This is a genomic window from Vibrio sp. 1580, assembly GCF_033340055.1.
In genome coordinates, this window is sequence record NZ_JAWOVT010000229.1 from 1 (window position 1) to 761 (window position 761).

Sequence of the window (761 nt, forward strand, 5' to 3'; positions counted from 1 at the left end):
AAAAGTGTCTCTTCAAAACGCGCAATTTCTTCTGCCGTTACTTGAACGCCAGGAAAGTTGATGTCACTCACTTGGCCGTCGGCTTCAACCAGTTTTACGTTGATGCGTGTTGCGCCTTCAACTTCAACAAACTCGTTTTTTACGCCAATTTCGGTGAAAAGTTGATGGAACAGTTCTGGGTTGTCTTTACCCAAAAAGCCGGTCACCGTAACGTCGGCGCCAAGGTCGCTTAGCACTTTTGCAACGTTAACGCCTTTGCCTGCCGCGTGAAGGCTACTTTGTGCAACAAGGCTGACTGAACCTACCTTTAGCGCGTCGAGCGAGCCTGTTAGATCAAGCGCAGGGTTTAGCGTGATGGTCACAACTTTGTTTGTTTTTAATGCTGTCATTTGCGTGCCCCTTAACCTTCACCTAGGCCAGAAGCAATCGCGTTGCCGATAGACTCCAGCGCTTGAGCCGCGTCTGGGCCTTCAGCAGAGAACTGCAATTGGTGACCGTGTTTCACACCAAGGGCAATCACTTTCATCAGGCTTTTCGCATTTACTGCTTTACCATCACCATCTAGGTTTGCCACGCGAATGTTTGATTCGAATTTCTTCGCTTCTGCAACCAACATCGCACCCGGGCGAGCGTGAAGGCCATGTGCGTTTTTGATCTTAAAGACTGCTACGTTGCCATCTTCGGCTGGCGCAGCCACTTCTTCGCCTTTGAATAGCGCGAGAATCTGTTCTGCAGAGGCATCTAACAGCTTATTGTGTTCG

Annotated in this window: 2 protein-coding genes; both read right to left on the reverse strand. The window is 49.5% G+C overall.

Annotated elements, in window-relative coordinates; all coding sequences use genetic code 11:
• Positions 1 to 389 (reverse strand): PfkB family carbohydrate kinase (locus R7093_RS25200; RefSeq protein ID WP_318147015.1); only part of this gene is annotated, 389 nt, incomplete at its 3' end.
• A gap of 11 nt (positions 390 to 400) precedes the next feature.
• The coding region (locus tag R7093_RS25205) for an HPr family phosphocarrier protein (protein ID WP_318147016.1) at positions 401 to 761 on the reverse strand (361 nt) is incomplete at its 5' end.